Source organism: Parvularcula sp. LCG005, assembly GCF_032930845.1.
Classification (GTDB): domain Bacteria; phylum Pseudomonadota; class Alphaproteobacteria; order Caulobacterales; family Parvularculaceae; genus Parvularcula.
On record NZ_CP136758.1, the window covers coordinates 1620618 to 1639089 of the forward strand.

Annotated in this window: 12 protein-coding genes; 9 read left to right on the forward strand and 3 right to left on the reverse strand. The window is 63.2% G+C overall.

Annotation, left to right across the window (positions count from 1 at the left end; genetic code table 11):
- Positions 1 to 17: 17 nt before the first annotated feature.
- A complete protein-coding gene (gene sppA, locus RUI03_RS07665; RefSeq protein WP_317286869.1) occupies positions 18 to 1949 on the reverse strand; it encodes a signal peptide peptidase SppA in 1932 nt (643 codons plus the stop codon).
- A gap of 159 nt (positions 1950 to 2108) precedes the next feature.
- Between sppA and RUI03_RS07670 the strand changes: the two genes are divergently transcribed.
- The 7 genes from RUI03_RS07670 to RUI03_RS07700 all read left to right on the forward strand — a co-directional run bounded on the left by RUI03_RS07670 (position 2109) and on the right by RUI03_RS07700 (position 10651).
- Positions 2109 to 3107, forward strand: coding sequence for an AAA family ATPase (locus RUI03_RS07670; RefSeq protein WP_410795859.1), 999 nt, complete (start codon positions 2109 to 2111; stop codon positions 3105 to 3107).
- Positions 3108 to 3129: 22 nt separating this feature from the next.
- Positions 3130 to 4002 carry a DUF58 domain-containing protein gene (locus RUI03_RS07675; protein WP_317286871.1) on the forward strand — a complete coding sequence of 291 codons (873 nt, stop codon included), beginning with the start codon at positions 3130 to 3132 and terminating at the stop codon, positions 4000 to 4002.
- Entirely contained in the window at positions 3999 to 6728 is a 2730-nt protein-coding gene (locus tag RUI03_RS07680; RefSeq protein ID WP_317286872.1) for a DUF4159 domain-containing protein, read from the forward strand. Before RUI03_RS07675 ends, RUI03_RS07680 begins: the two co-directional genes overlap by 4 nt.
- On the forward strand, positions 6725 to 8794 hold the full coding sequence (locus tag RUI03_RS07685; RefSeq protein ID WP_317286873.1) for a hypothetical protein: 2070 nt from the start codon (positions 6725 to 6727) through the stop codon (positions 8792 to 8794). Before RUI03_RS07680 ends, RUI03_RS07685 begins: the two co-directional genes overlap by 4 nt.
- A gap of 68 nt (positions 8795 to 8862) precedes the next feature.
- Positions 8863 to 9462 (forward strand): hypothetical protein, encoded by a 600-nt coding sequence (locus tag RUI03_RS07690; protein ID WP_317286874.1) that lies wholly within the window; start codon positions 8863 to 8865, stop codon positions 9460 to 9462.
- Positions 9463 to 9497: 35 nt separating this feature from the next.
- Positions 9498 to 9710 (forward strand): hypothetical protein, encoded by a 213-nt coding sequence (locus RUI03_RS07695; RefSeq protein WP_317286875.1) that lies wholly within the window; start codon positions 9498 to 9500, stop codon positions 9708 to 9710.
- Positions 9710 to 10651, forward strand: coding sequence for a tyrosine recombinase XerC (locus RUI03_RS07700; protein ID WP_317286876.1), 942 nt, complete (start codon positions 9710 to 9712; stop codon positions 10649 to 10651). Before RUI03_RS07695 ends, RUI03_RS07700 begins: the two co-directional genes overlap by 1 nt.
- Here RUI03_RS07700 and RUI03_RS07705 read toward each other — a convergent pair whose 3' ends face one another.
- Both RUI03_RS07705 and RUI03_RS07710 read right to left on the reverse strand, forming a co-directional pair.
- The gene (locus RUI03_RS07705) at positions 10652 to 11605 is read right to left on the reverse strand and encodes a cation diffusion facilitator family transporter (protein ID WP_317286877.1); all 954 of its coding nucleotides are present in this window, start codon (positions 11603 to 11605) and stop codon (positions 10652 to 10654) included.
- Between the two features lie 96 nt (positions 11606 to 11701).
- On the reverse strand, positions 11702 to 12586 hold the full coding sequence (locus RUI03_RS07710) for a farnesyl diphosphate synthase (protein ID WP_317286878.1): 885 nt from the start codon (positions 12584 to 12586) through the stop codon (positions 11702 to 11704).
- A 96-nt stretch (positions 12587 to 12682) separates the two neighbouring features.
- On the opposite strand from RUI03_RS07710, the gene RUI03_RS07715 reads away from it, so the two are divergent.
- Together RUI03_RS07715 and RUI03_RS07720 are read left to right on the forward strand one after the other, a co-directional pair.
- Positions 12683 to 14530 carry an autotransporter assembly complex protein TamA gene (locus RUI03_RS07715; protein WP_317286879.1) on the forward strand — a complete coding sequence of 616 codons (1848 nt, stop codon included), beginning with the start codon at positions 12683 to 12685 and terminating at the stop codon, positions 14528 to 14530.
- Entirely contained in the window at positions 14530 to 18408 is a 3879-nt protein-coding gene (locus tag RUI03_RS07720; protein ID WP_317286880.1) for a translocation/assembly module TamB domain-containing protein, read from the forward strand. Before RUI03_RS07715 ends, RUI03_RS07720 begins: the two co-directional genes overlap by 1 nt.
- Positions 18409 to 18472: the final 64 nt, after the last annotated feature.

An 18472-nucleotide genomic window follows, 5' to 3' on the forward strand; every position in this document is an offset into this window, starting at 1 on the left:
CGTGACGTCAAGCGCCCTTACTGGCCGGGGCACTCCATGCACCGGACATAGATCGAGGAAGGATCATTGAAGCTGGCAAAGAAATCGGCCTCATCCTTCACGGCTTTGACGATCCGTGCCGCGTCCAGACGACGCTGGGTTTCCCCGGCGAAGATCTCGTCCGCCAAGCTGGCCTGACCGGCGGAAGCGTCAGTTTCCGCCTGGGCGAGCTGCTCAAGCAGGGTCTCGAAGCGGGTCTTCTCGCGCGTCAGGCCGACCACGTCGTAATCTTCGAGGCTCGCCCGGGCCGCTGCCGACGCGATGGCGTCGTCAATGTCACCAAGCTTGTCCACGAGACCGATCTGGCTGGCCGTTTCGCCAATCCACACCCGGCCCTGGCCGATTTCATCGACCCCGACCGTTGTCATGCCGCGACCTTCAGCCACGATTTGCAGGAAGTGCTTGTAGATGTCTTCCACATTGGCCTGGATAATCTCGGCATAGGCTTCCGGCACAGCGGCTGGACCGACGGAGGTGATCGGGGCGAGCGGCGTCGTGCCGACGCCATCGGTGTAGACGCCCACCTTCTCGAGTGTTTTCTCGAAGGTCGGAATAAACCCGAACACGCCGATAGAGCCTGTGACCGTGGACGGTGACGCCCAGATCTCATCGGCGCTGGCGGAGATCCAGTACCCGCCGGACGCAGCCAGAGAGCCCATGGAGACGACAACCGGCTTGCCGGCTTCCTTCACTTTCAGAAGCTCGTCGCGGATGATCTCGGACGCAAAGGCCGACCCACCGGGGCTGTCGACGCGCAGAACGACGGCTTTCACGTCATCCCGTGTACGGGCATCGCGCAGCTGGCTGGCAATAAAGTCGCCGCCGGCGGCACCGAACTGCTCCTCGCCGTCAACAATCGCGCCAGCGACCGTGACCACAGCGATATTGCCGATTTTATCGCGATCATGCGGGCCCTGCATGGCCAGACGGTAAGACCGGTAACCAATGCCGCGGAAGCCCGCCTGGTCGTCAGCATCACGGCCAACGATGCCCGCGATGAAATCGATCTGCGCACCGCGATCCATCAGCTTGTCGACCAGACCATTATCGAGCGCCATCTGGGCGATGCTGCCGCCGGCCTGGCGAACCTGCGCCGGGGCGTTGTTCACGAGCCGTTCGGTCGACCCGGCCGTCAGGCCACGATTTGTGTCGATCGCCGTTGTGTAATCTTCCCACAGCGAGCCGAGAAAGGCGCGGTTGGCTTCCTTGGCGGGCTCGGACATGTCATCGCGAATGTAGGGTTCGATGGCGGATTTGAAGGTGCCGACGCGGAACACGTTGGCGGTCACTTCCAGCTTGTCGAGGGCGGATTTGTAGAACTGGCGATAGCTGCCATAGCCGTCGATCATCAGCGAACCGAAATCATGCATCAGGATCGTGTCCGCCTTGGAGGCGATGATATACTGCTCTTGGCTGTAGCCGTCGCCCACCGCGATCACGCGTTTGCCGCTGTCCCGGAAGGACTGAACGGCGTCGGCCAGATAATAGGCTTTCGACGCCGAGATGCTCGGAATGTAGAGGCCCTGCAGGTCCAGCACCATGGCCTGGATCCGCTTGTCCTCTTCGGCGGCACGAATCACCCGGACCAGCTCATGGACCGAAATCTGCGCATCAGAAGAGCCGCCAAAGGCTTCATTGATGATCGATTCGAACGGATCCTGTGGCGGGGCCAGTTCGACCAGCACGCCTTCAGGATTGAGCACCAGAGCGCCGCCATCGGGCACGGTGATCGAAGGGCCCTCAGGGTTTTTGCCTGACAGGGAGCTGGAAACACTGCCCAGCACACCGGCGACGAGGATGAGGATAAAGAGGAACAGAAGCGACTGTACCAACAGGGAAAAGCCGATGACGACCTTGAAAAGTCCTTTGAGGAACGACCAAACGGTCATCCGGCTGCGCTCATGTTCCATTCGAAATACCCTCCAACGCTGGACTCACGTTTAACACATCACGTTTATCGGTAAATACTCAATAGGCTGTGACCATTCGCCAAGTTTTCACATGTTGCCGATTGTCCATTTGTCCCGAATGGCGTCATGCCATACGCCCCTGAGGGACAGGCAACTTGAATGGACAGGACCGGCGTGGACAAAACCGTGAGCGATACCCCGAATTTGCAGGACTTTGACCGGCTTTCAGGCCTTTTCCGCCAGGCGCAGGATCAGCTGAATGAGGTGGTGTTCGGCCAGGAGGCGGTCGTTGCCGAGGTGCTCGCCACCATTCTTGCAGGCGGGCACAATCTTCTCGTTGGGGCACCAGGTCTTGCCAAGACGCGCCTCGTCACCGCCATGAGCCAGATTTTGGGCCTGTCAGGCAAGCGGGTGCAGTTCACACCCGATCTGATGCCGACCGATATTCTGGGCACAGAAATTCTTGAAGAGACGGGCGACGGCAAACGCGCTTTCCGGTTCATCGAAGGCCCGGTCTTCTGCCAGCTTCTCATGGCTGACGAGATCAACCGCGCAAGTCCGCGGACCCAGAGTGCGCTGCTTGAGGCCATGCAGGAGCGCCAGGTCACGGTCGCGGGCGAACGCCGCCCCCTGCCGGCGCCGTTCCATGTGCTCGCCACCCAGAACCCGATCGAGCAGGAGGGCACCTATCCCCTGCCCGAAGCCCAGCTCGACCGTTTCCTGCTGCAGACCAATATCGACTACCCCGATCTCGACAGCGAACGGCGCATGCTGGCCGCCACCACCGGCAATCACGAACAGACGCCAACAACCGTGCTGAGTGCTGACGATGTGATGGCGGCGCAACGGATCGTCCGCGCCATGCCCATGGGTGATGGGCTCGTCGACAACATTCTGGCCCTCGTGAACACCGCCCGACCCGGCGGTGTTGCTGCCGACAATCTGTTGTGGGGGCCTGGGCCGCGGGCATCACAGGCGCTCAGTCTGACCGTCCGTGCACGGGCATTCCTCGATGGCCGCACTGCGCCGGGACGGGCTGATCTGATCGCGCTGGCACCATCCGTTCTGCGCCACCGCATGGCACTGACCTTTGCTGCGCGTGCTGATGGCATGACCACCGACAGCGTCATTGCCGGCCTGCTGGAGCAGATGGTCTGACCCGGCCCCTGAGACAGTATTGATGGCGGACCTCCTTTCTCTCGAACATGACAGTGCCGATCTGGCGCGGGCCCTGCCGGCGCTGCTCGCCGATGCGCAAAGCCTGGCTGCCAGCCTGCAGGCGGGTTCGCACGGCCGACGCCGGTCAGGCACGGGAGAGACATTCTGGCAGTATCGAGATTACGCGACCGAGGATTCCGCCTCGATGATCGACTGGCGGCAGTCTGCGCGCTCGCCCAACCGGCTCTATGTGCGCGAAACCGAATGGGAAACCGCTGCCACCATCAGATTGTGGGTCAGTCCTGCGCCGTCCATGAATTATCGCTCTGGCAATGCGCCGACCAAGGCGTGGCGCGCCATGACGCTGGCGACGGCCACCGCCCTCCTCCTGATCCGGGCCGGGGAAAAAGTCGCCCTGCTCGATCCCATGACACCGGCGCGCGGCGGTCAGCGGGCAGTCACCGACATCGCCGAATACCTGCTCCGGTCGTCTGCGACCAACACACTGCCCCCGCTACCCCCGCGCGGTACGACGCAGACGATCTATTTCAGTGACTTCTATGAGAAGACGAACGATCTGGTCGCATCCATTGGCGCTATCGCGGCCACCGGCGTCCCTTCTCATTTCGTCGAAATCGCTGATGACAGCGAAGAGACCTTTCCCTTTACCGGCCGGACCCTGTTTCAGAAGCCGGGCCAGACGGGAACCGGTCGCCTGTTCGGTGATGCCGCCTCCATTCGGTCAGCCTATCAGCAGGCACGCGAGGCCCATCGCGGCACTTTCGCCGATGCCTGCCGCCGCTACGGCTTTGCGCGCCTCAGCCACGTCACCGCTCACCCGGCCACGACCACCCTCGGCGCCCTGCATCAGGCTGTTGCAGGAGAGCGCGCATGACCGGGCTGACCTTCGCCGCCCCCTTTGTCCTGCTGGGGCTTCTTGCCCTGCCGGTGATCTGGTGGTTGCTCCGCGCGACACCGCCCGTCCCGGTACGGAAAGTCTTTGGCGGTCATATCTTTCTTGAAAATGTTCAGAACGAGAAGGACACGCCCGCCCGCACACCATGGTGGCTCCTGCTGCTGCGATTGCTGGCCGTGGCTTTCGTCATCCTCGGCCTGTCCGGCCCCGTTCTGAATGCAGCCGACGACGCCATTGGCGATGGACCACTTCTCATTGTTGTCGATGACAGCTGGCCGGCAGCGCCCTATTGGCGTGAACGCCAGAACGCCATTGAAGCGCTTGCCCTGCAGCCTGCGGCAGCCAACCGGCCGACCCGCATCCTGACCACGGCCGGGGAGCCGGAGCTGAGCGATCCGATGCCCCTGCACGAAGCGGCAGAATATATTGGCGGGCTCCTGCCCAAAGCCCTGTTACCGGACCGGGCCCGGGCGCTCGATCTGATCGAGGATCTCGATCAGGCCCAGACCGATGTCTTCTGGCTCAATGACGGTACAATCGGCCGCCGCAATGCTGACCGCAGCTTCCTGCGCACCATGTCCCGGTCGCGCTCCACAACGCTTTACCGCATCCCGTCCGAGCTCCCGATGGCGATCACTGCGCTTGAGCCGTCTGGCCCGGCCCTGACCGCCACGGTGCAGCGCATCGGAAATGGCGCCGTATCGACAATGTTGGTGGCCACCAGCCGCGATGGCCGCACGCTGTCCGAGGTGCCTTTTGATCTGGGGGCCGATCAGGCCACCGTCGATGTGCCGATAGAACTGCCGCTGACCCTGCGGAACGAGATCGCAAGGATCAGTATCGCCGGGGTGCAGAGTGCCGGGGCCACATGGCTGGTGGATGGTGGCGCACGGCGTATCAGGGCGGGCATCGTCACGGAACGGATGAGCTCCCTTCTCGATGGCGGCTTCTACATTACCGAAGCATTGGCCCCCCATGCCGTCATCACCGACGGCACGATCACCCAGCTGGCCACCGCCGACACGGGTCTCATCATTCTCGACGATGTGGGTACACTGCGCGCCAGCGACGAGGCCACGCTGTCCCAATGGGTACAGGACGGCGGCATCCTCGTCCGCTTTGCCGGGCCCAATACGGCCAACGCCATCAGTGCCGGGGCCAGTACCCGCGCGCCGACCTATCCCGTGGTGTTGCGCGATACGGAGCGGTCGTTTGGCGGGGCCCTAAGCTGGGCTGAGCCCCAGGAGATCAGCGATTTTGCAGTGGACGGTCCATTTGGGGACCTGACGATCGCCGACCCCGTGCCCGTACGGCGCCAGGTGCTCACCCGCGCCGGCAACGAGCCGGGCTCAGTGGTCTGGGCCAGTCTCGCCGATGGCACGCCGCTCGTCACGGCCCGCCCCGATGGTCGCGGTACCCTGGTGCTGTTCCATGTGACCTCTACGCCCACATGGTCCGATCTGCCCCTGTCGGGTCTCTTCCCGCAAATGCTTGAGCGTCTGTCCCGCCTCGCCTCGGGCGCCGCGCCGACGCAGCTTGTCCGTCCGGTTGCCCCTTACAGGCTGCTCAACGGATTTGGGCAGTACACGGACCCACCAGCCGGGGCTCGCATGGCCACAGCGCAGGAGATGGCGACCGGCACCCTGCCGCCCGGCCTCTATGGCAATGATGAGGGTCTCTATGCAGTCAACACCTATACCAGCGAGAGTCCGACCCTCGACCGGATGTCAGCAGCGATCATCCCGCCGACTTTCATCATTCGCGGCCCCGACAGTGAACGCGCACGCGATCTGGTGCCGCTCCTGATGACCCTCGCGCTTGTCCTTCTCGCGCTGGACGGCATCGCGCTCTTCTGGCGGCGCTGGCAGGATGGCCGCGCAGGCAGCGCCGTGGCCGCCGGTCTTGTGGGCCTGATCGCCGTCACCGTGCTGCCGCACGATGCCCGGGCACAGGACCTTTCGCTGCGCCCGGATCTTGATCCCAAGGCGATTGAAGCCACGGTGGATGTCCGCCTTGCCTTTGTGCTGACGGGGAATCTTGAGGTCGACCGCATCTCCCGCGCAGGCCTCGTTGGCATTTCCCAGGAGGCGACCCGCCGCACGGCCCTTGAACCTGATGATCCGGTCGGCGTCGATATCGAGCGCGATGATCTGTCCGTGTACCCGCTCATCTACTGGCCGGTAACGGCGTCCACCCGCGCGCCCTCGGACGATGCCCTCTCACGGCTTGAAGCCTTCATGGCGGGCGGCGGCCTTCTTCTGATCGACACGATGGATGGCGAACGCCAGACCGCCGCCGATACCAGCCCCGCAGGCGACAATCTCCGCCGTATTCTGCTGCGCATGAATATTCCGCCGCTGGAGCCCCTGCCCGACGATCACATCCTGACCAAATCCTTCTATCGCCTCGATGATCTTGTGGGACGCAATACGGGCGGGCCGGTCTGGGTCGAAGCTGTCACGGCCCTGCGGGAGAGTACTGACGGTGTGCCCTCCCTTGTTATCGGCGGGCGTGACTGGGCGTCGGCCTGGGCGGTCGATGCCAATGGCACGCCGCTTCGTCCCTCCGGCGCCGGCGGCATCTATCAGCGCGAGATGGCGCTCAGGACCGGTATCAACATGGCGATGGTGGCGCTGACCGGAAACTACAAGGCGGATCAGGTGCACGTGCAGGAACTCCTCGACCAGTTGGGGACCGGCCCATGAGCACCACCATCGTCTTCAACCCGCTCCTGCCTGGCTATCTTCTGGCTGCGATGCTGGCCATTGCTGTCATCGCCGCGCTGCTTCGTATCCGGCATTCGGTAGCGGGCGCGCTGTTGCGCCTGCTGACGATTGCGCTGATCGGCCTGTTCCTGTCCGGCCCCGAGCAGCGCCAGACCGAGGGCGATGTCCTGCCGGATATCGCCGTCGTCATGGAGGACATGAGCCGCAGCACGACCTTTGGTGACCGGCGCGCCATCGTCACCGATGTCACTGACCGGCTTGTGCAGACACTTGAAAATCAGGGGCTCGATGTCCGCCGTGAACGCTTCGGTGACCGGCTGTCCACGGACCTCGATGATGCCCTGTCGACCCATCTGGCCGACGTCCCGCGTCGTCGTCTGTCGGCCGTCTTTGCGGTCACCGACGGCCAGATCCAAGGCGACCTTAGCCGTATATCGGATGGGCTGGACGTTCCGTTGCACAGTTTTATTACCGGCAATCCCGACACTGAAATCGACCGGCGGGTCGAGGTCGTCCGCGCCCCCCGCTTTGGCGTGGTGGGCGAGACCGTGGAGTTGACGCTGCGCGTCACGTCTCTCAACGAAAGCGGGGAACTGCCCGCCACGCTGCTGGTGAACGGCGAGGTCTACTCGACGCCCAACGTGCCGATCGGCGAGCCTATCACATTGTCCGTGGGCCTTCGGGAGCCTGGTGAAACCATCGTCGAACTGGATGTGGACCCGGCACCCGGTGAACTGACGCGCCTGAACAATCGCGGTGTCGCGGCCCTGACCGCCGTCCGCGACCGGCTGCGTGTCCTGCTCGTGTCCGGCGAGCCCCATGCTGGTGAGCGGGTCTGGCGGAATATTCTGAAGAGCGACCCGGCGGTCGACCTTGTGCACTTCACGATCCTCAAGCCTGCCGAGAAGGCTGTGACCGCGCGGCGCGAAGACCTCAACCTAATCGAATTTCCGCATGAGGAGCTTTTCCTTGAAAAGCTGTCCTCTTTCGATGTTGTGATCTTCGACCGCTATACCTATCGCGGCGTCCTGCAGTCCTATGAGTTTGAGGAAATCGCCCGGTATGTGGAGCGGGGCGGCGCGGTGCTGATCGCCGCCGGTCCGGAGATGACCGAGCGGACGAGCCTCGCGAGCCGTCCGAACCTTGCCTACATTCTCCCGATCCTGCCGGCCGGTCAGGCCCGCGAGGGTGAATTCGTGCCCGCGCGGTCGACGCTGGGTGAGCGTCATCCCATCACATCGGATCTTGAAGCCCCGGCAGAATGGGGCCGCTGGCTGCGCTATATTCCCGGCTTTGCCCGCGGTGGCGAGGTGCTGCTCGAAGCACCGGGCGGTGAGCCCCTGCTCGTGGTCGACCGGGTACAGCAGGGACGCATTGCCGTCCTCATGTCCGATCACGTCTGGCTCTGGGCGCGCGGTTTTGACGGCGGCGGACCCCATCAGGAGATGCTGCGCCGACTGGTTCATTGGCTGATGCAGGAGCCAGAGCTTGAGGAAGAACATCTGAGCGGCGCTGTCTCCGCAGATGGCCAGCTGTCAGTCACCCGCCGGACGCTGGCCGATTCCGTCCTGCCCGTAACGATCGAAGATCCCGAGGGGGAGGTCCAGACCATCGGCCTGCTGCCCACCGGCCCCGGCCGGTTCACCGCCAGTCTGCCTGCGCCTGTGCCCGGTCTGTACCGTCTCTCGACGGCCTCTGCCGATGGCACGACACTCTACGCCTTGGCCACTTCAGGCGATGAGCCGGTGCGTGAGCTGGACGCTGTGGAAACCACGACGGAGGTGCTCGAGCCGGTGTCCAGCGCCACCGGCGGCGGCGTCTTTCTGATGCGCTCCCCGGCGGCGCGCTTGCCTGATCTGCGGCGCGTGTCAGCGGGTCGGGTGACCGCCAGCCAGACCATGGCAGGCCTCATCCGGCGCGATATAAAAGACGTGGAAGCCCTTAGAATCAAACCGCTTTTTCCTGCCTGGCTGTGGGCTTTCCTGATCGCCGGGTGCGCCCTTGGTGCATGGATTGCCGAGTCCCGCCCCGGCCGCGCGCGTTAACGGCTGATTAGCGCGCCTGTGCAAACACAGCATCCGGGTACGGGTGGTTTGCTACAGGGAAGCATTGCATGGTTTTCGCAAGCCGAGGATCCAGATCCTCAACAGACACTAAAGTTGAACCGAGCTCGATCGCCCGTGCCCTGCGTCAGGCACCCCGGGATAATGTCAAAGGCACCGATCCGTGCCTTGATGGCATGGTCGAGGCGATTGAAACCCTGTCTGTTGTTGTCAGCACGCTGAGCGATCTGCGTGCGCAACTGGGCAAAATGGCGGAAACCTCCATTGCCGCGTCGGCCGAGCCGGACCTTGGTCTGCGCGCGCTAATGGCCGAAGACTTCGATGATCTGCGTGACCAGTATGACCGTCTACTGGCGGACATGCCCGATCCTGTCAAAGGATTGCTGACCGCGCCGGGCGAGCCGATCCGCGTCGCGCTCAAAACCGGCGGACAGTATTTCATTGCCCCCTTTATCGCCAATCCCGGCGAAATCGGCCTGAACGTGGCGCCGCCCAATGGCGCATTTGCCTCGCATCGTGAGGTCGCGACAACGCTCCGATCGCTGGATGATGCCTTCGCCAAGGTCGATGAGGCGATCCAGACCTTCAAGAAAGATCGGGCATTCATCAAGCAGCGCATTGACAGGTTGCAGCTGCACCCCAAAGACTAGAACCCTGCCCCGTATGGTGGGCTGGAGCCTCTGTCGTGAAGCCGAAACTGATCCTCATCTCTCTTCTGGCCAGCCTGTTCGTGCTGCCCGGCTGCGTCGCCGTCAGCGCCGCGCGCCTGACCGGTGACGTGGTCGAAGGGGCCGCCAATGTGACGATTGGGACGGTCAAGACGACCGGCAAGGTGGCTGGGGCGGTCCTGCCCGGCGGCGGCGACAAGGACGAAAAAGAGAACAAGAAAAAGCGGTAGTGACGGACGACGCCCACCATCTCGACAGCTGGCGCCAGCGTTTCATGCGCACCCTGATCGATGAGCGGCGCCTCAGCCCCCATACCGTCCGGAATTATCAGCATACGCTCGATGAATTCAGCGCCTTTCTGAAAGCGCATACCGATGCCCGACCGACCCTGCAGACCCTGGGCCAGCTGAAGACCGCGGATTTCCGGGCGTTCCTGGCCCATCGGCGCAAGGATGGCGTGGGCATCGCCACGGTCCGGCTCGACCTCTCGGCGCTTCGGACCTTCTATCGCTATCTCTGGCGCGAAGCCGGTGTCTCCATGGCACCGCTGAGCGCGCTCAAATCCCCCAAACTGCCAAAACGCCTGCCCCGACCCGTCCCGGCCGTGGCCGCTGGCAAGCTGTCCTCCGGCGCGGCACGTATTGAGCGCGCTGCTCCTTGGCAGCAGGCGCGGGACCAGGCGCTTTTCTGTCTTCTCTATGGCGCTGGATTGCGGATTGCTGAAGCCCTTGATCTGGATCGCGACGACGTGCCCCCGCCGGGTCAGCCACTGCGGGTCCTCGGCAAGGGCGGCAAGACCCGCGACGTGCCACTCCTCCCGGCGGTCACCGATACGCTCCAGGCCTATCTGACCGCACTGGATGACAGCCCCCTCCAGCTGAACGACGGACCGGATGCACCGCTCTTTGTCGGTGCGCGCGGCGGCCGATTATCCGCAGGCGTCGCCCAGAAGACCATGCGCCAGTTACGGCCCGCGCTGGGGCTCGACGACACCGCAACGCCCCATGCCCTGCGCCACGCCTTCGCTACGCATCTGTTGAGCGCCGGTGCTGATCTGCGCGCCATTCAGGAATTGATGGGCCACGCCTCCCTGGCGTCGACCCAGCGCTATACGGATGTTGAAACTGAGCGCCTGCTGCAGGCACACGCTGCGGCCCACCCGCGCCGCTGATCAGCCTGCGCTGGCCGCGGGCGTGACGGTCAGGCGCTGCCCATAGACATCATGCGGTTCCACATGCCCGTGCGGGTCAGCGTGCAGGATGACATCGGCACCGGGGAACGCCATCAGCAGCTTTGCTTCCAGGCGATCACTGATCTTGTGCGCCACCCGCAGGCTGAGATCGGGATCAAGCTCAACATGCATCTGGATGTACCGCACATTGCCCGCTTGGCGCGTCCGAAGGGCGTGCGCGCCCTGCACATCGGGGTCGCCCTGAACGATTTCCTGAATGCGCTGTCGTTCATCCGCGTCCAGTTCTTCATCCATCAATTGCGGCAGGGCCCGGCGGCCAATGTCGATCACCGAGTAACCAAGGAAGAGCGCAGCGGCGAGACCGGCCGCACCATCCGCCCACAGAATGCCGAAGTTGGCGCTGAGGATGACAGCCAGCAGGATCCCTGCATTGCCGAGGAAGTCGCCTACATAGTGCGCACGATCACTCTCGGTCGCCATCGAGGCCGACTGCCGAACGGCGTAGGTCTGCACCGATACGAGAATCGCCGTCAGCACGATAGAGACGATCATGACAGCCTTCGCCGCACCGGCCTGCTGGATCGGCTCAGGGTTCATTACCGCTTGGACCGCTTCGATAAAGACAAACACCGCCACGCCCGTCAGCAGGACAAGCTGCACCAAGCTGGAGATGGCTTCCGCTTTCCCGTGACCGAACCGGTGATTGTGGTCGGGGGGCTGCGCCGCCATCCGCACCCCGAAAAAGGCGATGACGCTGGCCACAAGATCAAGAAGGCTATCCGCCAGCGACCCCAGAATGGCGACCGAACCGCTTTCGATCCACACAATTCCCTTGATCACCGCCAAGGTGGCAGCGACGCCCACGGACAGTGTGGTGGCGATCTGCGGCCAGCGGGAAGTGCCATGGCGGGTGGTGTTGAAACTGCCGTGCATGACGATGAAGTAAGCCGCCCGCCCCTGCAGGTCAAAGCTTATTGGTCGCACTGAAACGCAGAAGCATTCGCGTTTTCAAGCGCTTCTGCGAGGCGATCAGGCCGTCCGAGCGGAGAGATCCTCGGCCAGGGCGGCCAGCACCTCCGCGCGATCACCAAAAGGCGCCAGTGCCGTCTTGGCCGCGACGGTCAGATCCGCAACCCGCGCCCGCGCGCCCTCAAGCCCGAGCAGAGACACGAAGGTTGCCTTGCCCGCGGCCTCGTCGGCGCCTGCCGGCTTGCCCAGGGTGGCCGCGTCCTGGGTCACATCGAGAATGTCATCGACGATCTGGAATGCAAGACCGATTGCCGCAGCATAGTCTTTCAGGGCCTGTCGGGCTGCCGGATCGGCGCCACCGACAATGCCGCCCATTTCAGCAGCAGCGACGATCAGCGCCCCTGTCTTGCGCCGCTGAATGCCGATGATCTCATCCTCGTCGAGGCCGACCGGATAGAGGTCCATCATCTGACCGCCGACCATGCCCGCGGAGCCAGCGGCCCGCGACAGGACCTGTACCAGCGTGGTGGCCGTTTCCGGCGCATAGGCGCCATCGGTCAGAACCGTGAAGGCATCGGTGAGCAGCGCATCGCCGACCAGCACCGCAATCGCCTCATCATACGCCTTGTGCACAGAAGGCTGTCCGCGCCGCAGATCCGCGTCATCCATGGCCGGCAGATCGTCATGGACAAGGCTGTAACTGTGGACCATCTCGATGGCGCAGGCAGCGGGCATGGCCGCCTCCATGCTCGCGCCGGTGAGGATCGCCCCTTCTATGACGAGGAACGGGCGCAGGCGTTTGCCGCCGCCCAGCGCGCCGTGGCGCGATGCCTCCTGCAGCCGGATCAGCGCCGGGTCATCCAGCGGTACGGACAGGATCGAGGTGAGAGCATCATCAACCGCGGCAGCACGGTTAATAATCTTTTCTTTGAGAGTTTCGGCCATAACGGAATGGTGCTTCTGCGGGATCGGTGTGCCCGTCAAGGACCATCTGCCCGCTTTGTCATGAAGCGTGGGGTGGGCCATCTGTTATGGGACCCTATGTTCGAGTTCGTGCGGTATTTCTTCCTGTCGTTTGCGGTTGCTCTTGTGACCGCGGCCCTGCCTCAGGCGGCGGCAGCCCGTGATCTCAAGCTTGAGACACGGATCGAGGGACTGTCCGATGGCGACCTGCGCAAGGAGATGCGCGCCGTCTCCGGTCTAGCGCAGAAACCCGACGGTTTTTCCTCGCTAGCGCCGATCCGGCGGCAGGCGGAAGCCGATGCCGGCCTCATCATGCAGGCGCTCCTGTCCAAGGGATATTACGCCGCGACCGTCTCGCCGGATGTCTCGCGCGAAGAACTGAACGTCATCGTCACATTCACGGTCGACCGCGGTCCGCTGTTCAAGATCACCGACTATCAGATCCGCTACGAGGACGAGATCAGCGCCGACCGGCCCCAGACCCTGAACGCTGCCGATATCCGGCCGCGCCAGGTCCCCACCGGCGATGCACTCGAATCCATCGAACAGCGTCTGCTTCAATATCTCTGGAACAATGGTTTCCCGGCCGCAGAGTCCCTGGGTCGTCATGTCGACGCGAAGTTCGAGACCGGCGAAGCTGTCGCCGTTTTCCCCGTGCGGACCGGACCTCTTTCCTATTTCGGCGACATCCGTGTTGCGGGCACGGAGAGGGTCGCCGCGACATATGTCTCCAAGCTGCGGCCGTTCAAGCGCGGTGATATTTACCAGCGTGAGGATGTCGATGAATATCGGACACTCATCGCCGAGACCGGCCTGTTCTCGGAAATCACGATTGAACCGGCCCCGCCCCTGGCCGACGGGATCACCGACCTGATCGTCACTGTGCAGGAGCGCAAGCATCGCACGGTGGGCACCGGCCTCTCCTTCGGCACCGATGTCGGGGTCGGCGCGAACGTGTTCTGGGAACACCGCAACCTGCTGGGCAAGGGCGAACGGCTCTATGCGGAGCTCGATTTTGCCGGACCCAAACAGGGGGCCGAGCTGACCTTCACCAAGCCATTGCCCCTCCTGCCCGGCAACTGGAACACCTCCCTGCTGCTCGAGAATGAGGACACGGACGCCTTCTCGGCCAAGACATCGACGCTGGGCTTCGGGATCACGCAATATCGCTGGAATCGCGACCTCGAACTGTCAGCTGGCATCCAATATCAGTACTCTGACATTCTCGACAATGACGGGACCAAATCGACATTCTCGTCTGCGTCATTGCCGCTTTCCGCGATCTACAATAACGAGAACGATCCGCTCAACCCGACATCCGGCTATCGGGCGCGTCTGCTCGTCACCCCGTTTTTTGGCGATGTGCAGTTCAACAAGGTGCAGATCGGCGGCGCCAGCCGGATCGGTTTTGGTCCGCGCGACAAGTTCATGCTTGCCGGACGCGCGACCCTGGGCGCCAGCTACGGGGCCAGTCGTACAGACATTCCGGCGACGGAGCGGTTCTATGCAGGTGGCGGCGGCTCGGTCCGCGGCTACGGGTATCAGGAGGTCGGACCGCTTGACGACAAGGGGGCACCGCTTGGCGGGGCGTCCCTGTCGGAGATCAATGTCGAGGCGCGGGCGCTCGTGCGCGAGAACATTCAGATCGCCGCCTTCGTCGATGCGGGCAGTGTCTATGCCAGCGAAACCCCGGACTTCTCCGGCGACTTTCTGATCGGTGCGGGCCTTGGCGTCCGCTACTTCACGCCGATCGGTCCGCTCCGGCTCGACATCGCAACACCGCTGACGCCGCGTGATCCCATCCGCGTGCAGCGCACCGGTGAGGACGGCATGCCAGAATTCAATGAGGACGGCTCACCGGCACTCACCACGGCGTTTCGGGATGACCCCATCCACGTCTACATCGCATTGGGGCAGCCGTTCTGATGAAAAAATTTCTCAAGATCGCCGGGCTCGTGCTGCTGGCCCTCATTCTGCTGCTGCTGGCCATCGTCTTCATTCTTCCCAAGACAGGGCCGGGTCAGGCGCTGATCGACCGCTTTACGCGGCCCATCATCGAAGATGTGGTGCAGTCCCAGCTGGGCAGCCAGATCACATATGATACCCCGCGCGGGGCCCTGCCGGGGGAGCTGATCCTGACCGACGTGGTGCTGTCGAACGACGATGGTCCATGGGCCAGCCTGGGCCAGGCCCGCCTGAAATGGCACCCCCTTTCGGCGATCAGAGGGCGAATCAATGTCGACGACATCACGATCACTGATGCGTCGCTCCTGCGCCCGGTGCCGGAATTTCCAGAACAGCCGCCCAAGGAAGAAAAGCCGCCATCCGATGGCCTGTCCCTGCCCAATCTGCGCGTCGGCAATCTGACCATCGACAATTTTGTCGTGGCTGAGCCTGTATTCGGCGAGCGTTACGCCCTGGACCTTGACGGTGACGCCACAATGCAGGGGCGCCGGATCGACGTGAACCTGAAACTGGATGCCATGTCGGGCTCCGATCTTGCCGATGTCAAAGTCCTGCTCAACGGCAAGTCCCTGACCCTCGACCTGCAGCTAATGAGCCAGCCGACGGGTCTTATCTCCCGACTTGCGCAGGCCGATGGCGCGATCTGGATGACCCTTGAGGGCGACGGCAAGCTGGCCCGCTGGGAAGGCATGCTGGAAGGTGAGTTTGGCGCTTATGGCGCGGTCGGCGGCGAGGTCTCCGGCAATCTCGAAACCCTCGAAAGGGCGGTACTGAACTTGCGTGTCCTGCCCGGCAGCAAGCTGCCAGAGTCGGTGCTGGGCATTACCGGTGACGCGGTCGATCTTCGCGCGACGGCCAATCGCAACGGCGATGAACTGTCCGTTGATATTGGCAATCTGGCGGGCCGGTTCGGCTATCTGAACGGCGACGTGGTCGTTGACACGACCAGCTGGAAAGCGGGCTCTGTCGATATCGCCGGTTCGCTGACGGACGAATTTCTCGCCGATTACGGCGCTGAACTGGCGGCAGGCGATGTCGCCCTGACCGGTACGTTCGCGCCAGAGGGCGAGACCGGTACAGCGTTCGATATGCGGCTCCAGACCCCGATTGCCACGGCAATCGTTCAGAACGGCTATGCCGGCGGCGCCCCGCTCCTCCGCGGTGATGTGGACCTCGTGGCCCGGACAATTCCCTTCGAAGCTGGCCCCCTGACCGATACGCTGCAGGAAGGCGGCAGCGCCACGACCTCTCTTGTCGTCTCGGACGACATGCTGATCACCTTCCGCAAGCTGGACGCGCGGCTGGGCAGCAACGACACGCTCGTCGTGACCGGCGATGGTCAGTATGCCGTCGAAACCGGTGCCGTCGACGTTTCCGGCACGCTCAAAGGTGCGCCTGCGCTGCTCAACCAGCTGACCACGGCGGCCCAGTTTAGCGGTACGGTGTCCGCGCGCTTCGCCGTCAAAGGCACGACCGACGACCTGTCCGCCAACGTCACGGCGGACCTGCCCAACGGCCAGATGGGTGAGGAAAGCTTTGCGGGTGGCCGGCTCGAGGCTCAAATGACTGGCCTGCCCATGCGGCCCGCCGGGTCGCTCTCCCTCGCCGCCACCGACAACAGCTATAAAGGCAATGTCCGTCTGCAGGCTGAACAAAGCGCGATTGTCGTACCCGCGCTGTCCTTCACCACCAAGGGCCTGACCCTGTCCGGCAATGGCCGCTACGACACGTCGACCGGCTCAGCGACGGCGAAGGCCACGCTGAATGCTGATGATGGCACTCAACTCATCACGGGCCAGACGGTTGGCGGCTCGGCGCTGATTGATGCCACCATCGACGGCACCGCCAGGACCGTACAGGCGACCGTGACGGCCGATGGACTGTCCTTCAACGACAACACCATCAAGACCGCGCGCATCACCGCCAATGGCGGCTTTGACCGGATTACCTATGACATTGTGGTGGATGAGGCCGACGTACCGGGTGTGTATCTCGCGGCTGTGCGCAGCGACGGTTATGTCAGCATCAGCGATGACAGCAAGGTTGTGCATCTGAACCAGATGCAGGTCGCGATTGATGCCGACACAGAGGAAACGCGCATCAGCCTGGTCAATCCAGCGGATATCGTCATCGGTGACACAATCCGGGCTGAGGACATCAGGCTGGACTGGCTCGGCGATGGTACGGTGGCCGCCGATATTCGCTACGGCTCGGACCTGTGGGTCGCCGACGTCACCGCCAGCAAGCTGGCCATCCCGAACTTCTCTGTCCCCGCCTCTATTGAACTGCATGTGGACAGCCGCGAAGCGACACCGGCAACCTTCCGTATCTATGCCAAGGCGACGACCGAGGACGAGGAAAGCTTCGACCTTGTCGCCGACGGGCAGTGGACCGGTGAGACCGTCAATCTGCGCGCCAATCTGAACCCTGAAGGCAAGGGCGCCCTGGCCACAGCCGATGTCACCTACCCCCTCGTCCTGACACGGAAAGGCGGGACGCTTGGCGTTGAGATGCCTGAGGACGGCTTTGCCGCCAAAGTGAATGTCGATGGTCCGCTTGAAGTGTTTTTTGCCTTTGTGCCTGACCTGACGATCTATGCGTCGGGCGATCTGTCCGCCGATATTGATGTGAAGGGTAAACCCACTGCGCCCCTCGCCAACGGGACGATCCGCCTGCGGAACGGCCGTGTTGAGGATGACAGTGTTGGCGTGACCCTGTCCGCCATTACCGGTGACGTGGACATGCAGTACGGCAACGGCTCGGGTGAAGCGACTTGGACCATCACGTCTGCTGGCGCCGGGACCAAGCCTGACGCCATCCGACTGAGCGGCGGCGCCACGATGACGCCCGAGGCCACCAATGTGGACGCCAAGCTTGACCTCAACAATGCCGAGCTGATTACCTCGCCGGAGCTGACACTCGTCACCCAGGCCAATCTCGCCCTCAAAGGCACGCTCGAAGAGCTTCTGCTCGCGGGCCGGATCAATATTGTCAAGCTGGATGCTCAGATCCCTTCTGTCGAAGGCAACGGCACAAAGAGCTATACGCCGGTTAATGTCCGGCGCGTGGACGGGCCCCAGCCCGAAGTGCCCGAACTGGATGTGGAGGAGAAGTCCGCGCCCGCCATCGCGCTTGATCTCCAGATCCGCGGCAACAACCAGATCTTTATTCGCGGCCGTGGCCTGACGAGTGAATGGGCCACCAATCTCGACATTGGCGGCACGACGGCGGCACCCGAAATCACAGGCACTGTGACCTCCCGCGAGGGCACGTTCAAATTTGCCGGCCGTGAGTTCGACATTACCGAAGGCCGCATCGCCTTTACGCGCGATTCCGCGCTGATCCCCCGTCTTGACCTCAGGGCCGAATATGAGACGACAGATGTCACGGCCATTCTGTCCGTCTCCGGCACGGCAGACGATCCCAAGATCGGCCTGTCGTCCAATCCGCCCCTGCCGGACGAAGACGTGATGTCACTGATCCTGTTCGGCAAGGAGCCAACCCAGCTCTCTGCCGTTGAAAGCCTGCAGATCGCCAGCGCCGTGGCACAACTGAGTGGCGTTGGCGGTGGCGGCAGTGGCGGGTTCTCCAATACCCTGCGCTCCAGCATCGGGCTCGACGCCCTGTCACTGGGCGTTGATCCGGATACGGGCCGGGCGGCGGTGGAAGTCGGCAAATACATCTCCGACGACATCTACGTCGCCGCGCGCCAGTCGGCGGGCCAGGCCGGGACGGAAATCACGGTCACCTATGAGGTGAATGACAAAGTGACGGTAGAATCGACGCTAAAGCCCAATGGCGCGCAAAACGTCTCTGCAAATTATAAGAAAGATTACTAACCGCTGCGAACAATGGGTGGGGAATTTCATGCTGGACCGCTAAAGCCGATCCGGCGTGGGGCCA

Bases quoted from the DNA above. Each gene is read 5' to 3' on its own strand.
- sppA (WP_317286869.1), bottom strand. From the start codon at position 1,949: ATGGAACATGAGCGCAGCCGGATGACCGTTTGGTCGTTCCTCAAAGGA.
- RUI03_RS07670 (WP_410795859.1), top strand. From the start codon at position 2,109: ATGGACAGGACCGGCGTGGACAAAACCGTGAGCGATACCCCGAATTTG.
- RUI03_RS07675 (WP_317286871.1), top strand. From the start codon at position 3,130: ATGGCGGACCTCCTTTCTCTCGAACATGACAGTGCCGATCTGGCGCGG.
- RUI03_RS07680 (WP_317286872.1), top strand. From the start codon at position 3,999: ATGACCGGGCTGACCTTCGCCGCCCCCTTTGTCCTGCTGGGGCTTCTT.
- RUI03_RS07685 (WP_317286873.1), top strand. From the start codon at position 6,725: ATGAGCACCACCATCGTCTTCAACCCGCTCCTGCCTGGCTATCTTCTG.
- RUI03_RS07690 (WP_317286874.1), top strand. From the start codon at position 8,863: ATGGTTTTCGCAAGCCGAGGATCCAGATCCTCAACAGACACTAAAGTT.
- RUI03_RS07705 (WP_317286877.1), bottom strand. From the start codon at position 11,605: ATGCACGGCAGTTTCAACACCACCCGCCATGGCACTTCCCGCTGGCCG.
- RUI03_RS07710 (WP_317286878.1), bottom strand. From the start codon at position 12,586: ATGGCCGAAACTCTCAAAGAAAAGATTATTAACCGTGCTGCCGCGGTT.
- RUI03_RS07715 (WP_317286879.1), top strand. From the start codon at position 12,683: ATGTTCGAGTTCGTGCGGTATTTCTTCCTGTCGTTTGCGGTTGCTCTT.
- RUI03_RS07720 (WP_317286880.1), top strand. From the start codon at position 14,530: ATGAAAAAATTTCTCAAGATCGCCGGGCTCGTGCTGCTGGCCCTCATT.